The sequence below is a fragment of the Klebsiella sp. JN_Kp127 genome, assembly GCF_040062505.1.
Taxonomy (GTDB): Bacteria; Pseudomonadota; Gammaproteobacteria; order Enterobacterales; family Enterobacteriaceae; genus Klebsiella; species Klebsiella quasipneumoniae.
Map to the genome: position 1 here is coordinate 75,007 of NZ_JBEAHS010000044.1, position 6,102 is coordinate 81,108.

At 60.1% G+C, this 6,102-nt stretch carries 7 protein-coding genes; all 7 read left to right on the top strand.

The window, feature by feature from the left end; all coding sequences use genetic code 11:
* Positions 1–25 precede the first annotated feature (25 nt).
* Positions 26–163, top strand: a complete 138-nt coding sequence (blr, locus tag ABLV04_RS17145; RefSeq protein WP_012541534.1) for a division septum protein Blr — start codon at positions 26–28, stop codon at positions 161–163.
* A gap of 115 nt (positions 164–278) precedes the next feature.
* Positions 279–1,649, top strand: a complete 1,371-nt coding sequence (locus tag ABLV04_RS17150) for a GH1 family beta-glucosidase (RefSeq protein WP_180265637.1) — start codon at positions 279–281, stop codon at positions 1,647–1,649.
* Between the two features lie 215 nt (positions 1,650–1,864).
* Entirely contained in the window at positions 1,865–2,080 is a 216-nt protein-coding gene (ydgT, locus tag ABLV04_RS17155; RefSeq protein ID WP_004202843.1) for a transcription modulator YdgT, read from the top strand.
* Between the two features lie 75 nt (positions 2,081–2,155).
* Positions 2,156–2,596: a DUF2569 domain-containing protein gene (locus tag ABLV04_RS17160; RefSeq protein ID WP_023289920.1), complete on the top strand. Its 441-nt coding sequence runs from the start codon at positions 2,156–2,158 to the stop codon at positions 2,594–2,596.
* A gap of 78 nt (positions 2,597–2,674) precedes the next feature.
* Positions 2,675–3,256 (top strand): electron transport complex subunit RsxA, encoded by a 582-nt coding sequence (rsxA, locus tag ABLV04_RS17165; protein ID WP_002907658.1) that lies wholly within the window; start codon positions 2,675–2,677, stop codon positions 3,254–3,256.
* Positions 3,256–3,834, top strand: a complete 579-nt coding sequence (gene rsxB, locus ABLV04_RS17170; protein ID WP_004202846.1) for an electron transport complex subunit RsxB — start codon at positions 3,256–3,258, stop codon at positions 3,832–3,834. The genes rsxA and rsxB overlap by 1 nt, the downstream gene beginning before the upstream one ends.
* Positions 3,827–6,102 (top strand): electron transport complex subunit RsxC (gene rsxC, locus ABLV04_RS17175; protein ID WP_348815950.1); only part of this gene is annotated, 2,276 nt, incomplete at its 3' end. The genes rsxB and rsxC, both read left to right, overlap by 8 nt.

The following is a 6,102-nucleotide window of genomic DNA, read 5'->3' on the forward strand; positions in this document are numbered from 1 at the left end:
TGTGTTCAAAGGATATTGAAGTGTTATGACGACTGTTTTTACCCGTATTGTAGAACTTATTGGCTGGATTGTTTTTGGGATTTCCGCACTGCTTTTGGTTATCGCGCACCATATTGATAATTACCAGTCGCCACCGCCAGCGGATGTGGTGCAGACAAAGTAGCGCCGCCGTGAAACAGTGACCTGCTTCGCAACTGTGCAACCGGTTTCAGAAACCGGTTGCACACCTCTCCTTGCTTTGATTACACTCCCTCTATCATCAGACTGGGAGCTTTTTCATGGCCGCTTTTCCGCAACATTTTTTATGGGGTGCCGCTACCGCAGCGTATCAGGTCGAAGGTGGGCACGACGCTGACGGTAAAGGACCGTCAATCTGGGATATTTACTCTCACCTGCCGGGAACCACCTTTGAAGGGACCACCGGCGATATCGCTGTCGATCACTATCACCGTTTTCGCGAAGACGTGGCGTTGATGGCCGAGATGGGCCTGCAGAGCTATCGCTTTTCCATCTCCTGGCCCCGCCTGCTGCCCACCGGGCGCGGCGAGGTTAATGAAGCAGGCGTGCAGTTTTATAGCGATCTGATCGATGAACTGCTGGCGCATAATATTGAGCCGATGATCACCCTCTATCACTGGGACCTGCCGCAGGCCCTGCAGGATGAGGGCGGCTGGGAAGCACGCAGCACCGCCGAGGCCTTCGCCGAGTACGCCCGCCTGTGCTACGCGCGCTTTGGTTCGCGGGTGAAGCTGTGGGCAACCTTTAACGAGACCATTGTCTTCATCGGCCACGGCTACATTAACGGCCTGCATCCCCCGGCCGTTCGCGATCCGGCGCGCGCCATCCAGGCCTGTCATCATGTGTTTATCGCCCATGCGCTGGCGGTGAAGGCTTTTCGCGAGATGGCCGTGGCGGGCGAGATTGGTTTCGTCAATGTGCTGCAGCCGCATACCCCACTCACCGACAGCGAGGCAGACCGGCAGGCTACCGACCTGGCTGACGCCATCCATACCCACTGGCTGTACGATCCGGTGCTAAAAGGCGCCTATCCTGCTGCCCTGCTGGCGCAGACTCAAGCGCTGTGGGGCGTACCGCGCTTTGCTCCAGGGGACGACGCGCTGCTGCGAGACAACCGCTGTGACTTTATCGGTCTGAATTACTATCGTCGGGAAACGGTATCCGCCCGGCCGCCCGAAATCCCCACCGGCGGCGAGCCTGGCGTGGAGGGGTTATTCTATTTCGTGCTTAATCCGCAAAGCACCTATACCGAATGGGGCTGGGAGATCTGGCCGCAGGGGCTGACCGACGGCATTATGATGATCAAGGCGCGCTATGGCGATATCCCGATCTATATCACCGAGAATGGCCTTGGGGCGAAAGACCCGATTATTGCCGGTGAGGTGGTCGACGATCCGCGAATCGACTATCTGAGCAGCCATATTGGCGCCCTGGAAAAGGCGCTGGCGCAGGGAGCGGACGTCCGCGGCTATTATCCCTGGTCGTTTATCGATTTGCTGAGCTGGCTCAACGGTTATCAAAAGCAATATGGCTTTGTCTATGTGGACCACCAGCAAAATCTGGCACGCAAACGAAAGAAGAGTTTTTATTGGTACAAATCTGTTATTGCCAGCCGCGGCGAACAGCGTTAATCTTCTCCTGCGGGCGCCATTCGGCGCCCGGTCTGATTTAGAATATTCTTAAACATCTCCCTGCTCTTCAAGGCTGGCTTTGCCCCTTGTCATGGGTTTATATAACCTGAATCATGCCACGCGGCCCCGGCAGAAGGCGCCGTTGGTTGAGAGTAGGTTTAGTGAATGCTGATAATATTCAACGTAATTATTCCGATTATAAAATGGATACGAAAATGACCGTTCTGGACTATTTATTAAAATTCCGCAAAATCAGTTCGCTGGAAAGTCTTGAAAAACTATTTGATCACCTTAACTACTCCCTGACTGACACCGAAGAGATCGTTAATATGTATCGCGCCGCCGACCATCGCCGGGCAGAGCTGGTTTCCGGTGGTAAATTGTTCGATGTGGGCCAGGTGCCTAAATCCGTTTGGCGATTCGTGCAGTAAGACTGTCATCCTTCACGCCAGTTGCTTATACTTCCCGGCCTGCTTTTATATACTGGCGTTGAATAGGGGAAAAACATGACGTCTCAATCTGCGGAGCGCATCGGCGGCTGGCTGTTGGCACCGCTGGCCTGGTTGCTGTTGGCGCTGTTGAGCGCCTCGTTATCGCTGCTATTTTTTGCCAATGCCCTCATGTCGCCGCAGACCTGGGCCCTGCTGCGCGCCATGAGCACCGGACACATGGCGCTGTGGGTCGCCTCGCTGCTGTTTGCCATCGCCATGTGGTTTTATACGCTCTGGCTGACCATCGCCTTTTTCAAGCGGCGCTCGCTGGTGCCGAAACACTATATTATCTGGCTGCTCATTACGCTGTTGCTGGCGATAAAGGCGTTTGCCTTCTCCCCCGTTTCGGATGCCCTTGCTCTGCGTCAGCTACTGTTTCCACTGCTGGCCGCCGCGCTGCTGGCGCCCTATTTTCGCCGTTCACAGCGGGTCAAACGGACCTTTGTTAATCCGTAAAAACCCCACACTTAACCTGTTGTCGCCGGTATCGTTTTATTCGATAATAAGCGGCTTTTTTTCGTTTCAGGTCGCATGATGGCTGATTATTTACTGCTCTTTATCGGTACTGTCCTTGTCAATAACTTCGTTTTAGTGAAGTTCCTTGGCCTGTGCCCGTTTATGGGTGTTTCCAAAAAGCTGGAAACCGCAATGGGAATGGGGCTCGCGACCACCTTCGTGATGACCCTGGCCTCTATTTGCGCCTGGCTGATTGATACCTGGATCCTTATCCCGCTAAATCTGGTTTATTTACGTACCCTGGCCTTTATTCTGGTTATCGCCGTGGTGGTTCAGTTCACTGAGATGGTGGTGCGTAAAACCAGCCCGGCGCTTTATCGCCTGCTGGGGATCTTTTTGCCACTGATCACCACCAACTGCGCGGTGCTTGGGGTGGCGCTGCTGAACATCAATCTGGGCCACAATTTCCTGCAGTCGGCGCTGTACGGTTTTGCCGCCGCCGTCGGCTTCTCGCTGGTGATGGTGCTGTTCGCGGCGATCCGCGAGCGTCTGGTGGTGGCCGATGTCCCCGCGCCGTTCCGCGGTAATGCCATCGCGCTGATTACCGCCGGTTTAATGTCTCTGGCCTTTATGGGCTTTAGTGGTTTGGTGAAGTTGTAATGAGCGCAGTCTGGATAGCCGTGATCGCCATCAGCCTGTTAGGGCTGATTTTCGGCTTAATACTGGGGTATGCGTCGCGCCGTTTCGCGGTGCAGGACGACCCGGTGGTGGAAAAAATTGATGAACTGTTGCCGCAGAGCCAGTGTGGGCAGTGCGGCTACCCTGGCTGCCGCCCCTATGCGGAAGCGGTGGGCGTGCAGGGTGAGAAAATTAACCGCTGCGCGCCGGGTGGCGAAGCGGTGATGTTAAAAATCGCCGCCCTGCTCAACGTCGACCCGCAGCCCGTCGACGGCGACGAGCAGGCAGCCGAGCCGGCCCGCATGCTCGCCGTGATTGACGAGCCGAACTGCATCGGCTGCACCAAATGTATTCAGGCGTGTCCGGTGGATGCCATTGTCGGGGCGACCCGCGCCATGCATACCGTGATGAGCGACCTGTGCACCGGCTGCAACCTGTGTGTTGCCCCCTGCCCGACCCAGTGCATTTCACTCGTTCCGGTGGCGACGACCCCGGAGACCTGGAAATGGGATCTGCATACGATCCCGGTGCGAAATATTCCTGTGGAACAACATGTTTAAGCTATTTTCCGCTTTCCGAAAAGACAAAGTCTGGGATTTTAACGGCGGTATTCACCCGCCGGAGATGAAAACCCAGTCTAACGGCACCCCGCTGCGCCAGGTTTCCCTGCCGCAGCGCTTTGTGATCCCGCTAAAGCAGCACATCGGCGCCGAAGGCGAACTGTGCGTCAAGGTCGGCGACCGGGTGCTGCGCGGCCAGCCGCTGACCCGCGGTTGGGGAAGAATGCTGCCGGTTCACGCTCCCACCTCCGGCACCGTTGCCGCTATCGCCCCGCACACCACTGCCCATCCGTCCGCGCTGGCGGAGATGAGCGTGATCATTGACGCCGACGGCGAAGACCGCTGGATCGAACGCGACGGCTGGAGCGACTATCAGACCCGCACCCGTGAAGCGCTGATTGAGCGCATCCACCAGTTTGGCGTTGCCGGCCTCGGCGGCGCCGGCTTCCCCACCGGCAGTAAACTGCGCGGCGGCGGCGATAAAATTAAAACGCTGATCATTAACGCCGCCGAGTGCGAACCCTATATCACGGCGGACGACCGTCTGATGCAGGACTGCGCGGCGCAGATTGTCGAAGGGATCCGCATCCTTGCCCATATTCTGCAGCCTGATGAGGTGCTGATCGGCATTGAAGACAATAAACCGCAGGCCATATCGATGCTGCGGGCGGTGCTTTGCGACGCCCATGGCATTTCGCTGCGCGTGATCCCCACCAAATACCCCTCCGGCGGCGCCAAGCAGCTCACCCAAATTCTCACCGGCAAACAGGTACCCCACGGTGGTCGCTCTTCGGACATTGGCGTGCTGATGCAGAACGTCGGTACAGCCTATGCGGTGAAACGCGCAGTGATTGACGGCGAGCCGTTAACCGAGCGCGTAGTCACCCTCACCGGCGAGGCGGTAACCCGGCCGGGCAACGTCTGGGCGCGCCTTGGCACGCCGGTGCGCCATCTGCTTAACGACGCCGGCTTCTGCGCCAGCGCCGAGCCGATGGTGATCATGGGCGGGCCGCTGATGGGCTTTACCCTGCCGGGGCTCGACGTCCCGGTGGTGAAGATCACCAACTGTCTGTTGGCGCCCTCCGCCAGCGAGATGGGCGAGCCGCAGGAAGAGAAAGGCTGCATTCGCTGCAGCGCCTGCGCTGACGCCTGCCCGGCCGATCTGCTGCCGCAGCAGCTTTACTGGTTCAGCAAAGGCCAGCAGCACGATAAAGCCACCGCCCACAATCTGGCGGACTGCATCGAATGCGGCGCGTGCGCGTGGGTATGCCCAAGCAATATTCCGCTGGTGCAGTACTTCCGTCAGGAGAAAGCCGAGATCGCGGCGATTCGCCAGGAAGAGCAGCGCGCTGCGGAAGCCAAAGCGCGATTCGAGGCCCGACAGGCGCGCCTGGAGCGTGAGAAAGCGGCCCGCGCCGAGCGGCATAAAAAAGCCGCCGTCCAGCCTGCCGCCAAAGATCAGGATGCGATTAACGCCGCCCTGGCCCGGGTACGTGATAAACAGCGCGACGCCGCGCAGCCTATCGTGATTCAGGCCGGCGCCAGACCGGACAACAGCGAGGCGATCGCCGCCCGCGAAGCGCGGAAGGCCGAAGCCCGGGCGCGTAAAGCGCAGCAGCAGGCCGCGCCGGCGGAAGCCCCGGCGGCCGACCCGCGTAAAGCCGCGGTGGAAGCCGCCATCGCCCGCGCCAAAGCGCGCAAAGCCGAACAGCAGGCCGTGCCGGCGGAAGCCCCGGCGGCCGAGCCGGCCGACCCGCGTAAAGCCGTGGTGGAAGCCGCCATCGCCCGCGCCAAAGCGCGCAAAGCTGAACAGCAGGCCGCGGCGGCGGAAGCCCCGGCGGCCGAGCCGGCCGACCCGCGTAAAGCCGCGGTGGAAGCCGCTATCGCCCGCGCCAAAGCGCGCAAAGCCGAACAGCAGGCCGCGGCGGCGGAAGCCCCGGCGGTCGACCCGCGTAAAGCCGTGGTGGAAGCCGCCATCGCCCGCGCTAAAGCGCGCAAAGCCGAACAGCAGGCGGCGCCGGCGGAAGCCCCGGCGGCCGAGCCGGCCGACCCGCGTAAAGCCGCGGTGGAAGCCGCTATCGCCCGCGCCAAAGCGCGCAAAGCCGAACAGCAGGCCGCGGCGGCGGAAGCCCCGGCGGTCGACCCGCGTAAAGCCGTGGTGGAAGCCGCCATCGCCCGCGCTAAAGCGCGCAAAGCCGAACAGCAGGCGGCGCCGGCGGAAGCCCCGGCGGCCGAGCCGGCCGACCCGCGTAAAGCCGCGGTGGAAGC

Coding starts and splice junctions, on each gene's coding strand:
- blr (WP_012541534.1), top strand. CDS start 26: ATGACGACTGTTTTTACCCGTATTGTAGAACTTATTGGCTGGATTGTT.
- ABLV04_RS17150 (WP_180265637.1), top strand. CDS start 279: ATGGCCGCTTTTCCGCAACATTTTTTATGGGGTGCCGCTACCGCAGCG.
- ydgT (WP_004202843.1), top strand. CDS start 1,865: ATGACCGTTCTGGACTATTTATTAAAATTCCGCAAAATCAGTTCGCTG.
- ABLV04_RS17160 (WP_023289920.1), top strand. CDS start 2,156: ATGACGTCTCAATCTGCGGAGCGCATCGGCGGCTGGCTGTTGGCACCG.
- rsxA (WP_002907658.1), top strand. CDS start 2,675: ATGGCTGATTATTTACTGCTCTTTATCGGTACTGTCCTTGTCAATAAC.
- rsxB (WP_004202846.1), top strand. CDS start 3,256: ATGAGCGCAGTCTGGATAGCCGTGATCGCCATCAGCCTGTTAGGGCTG.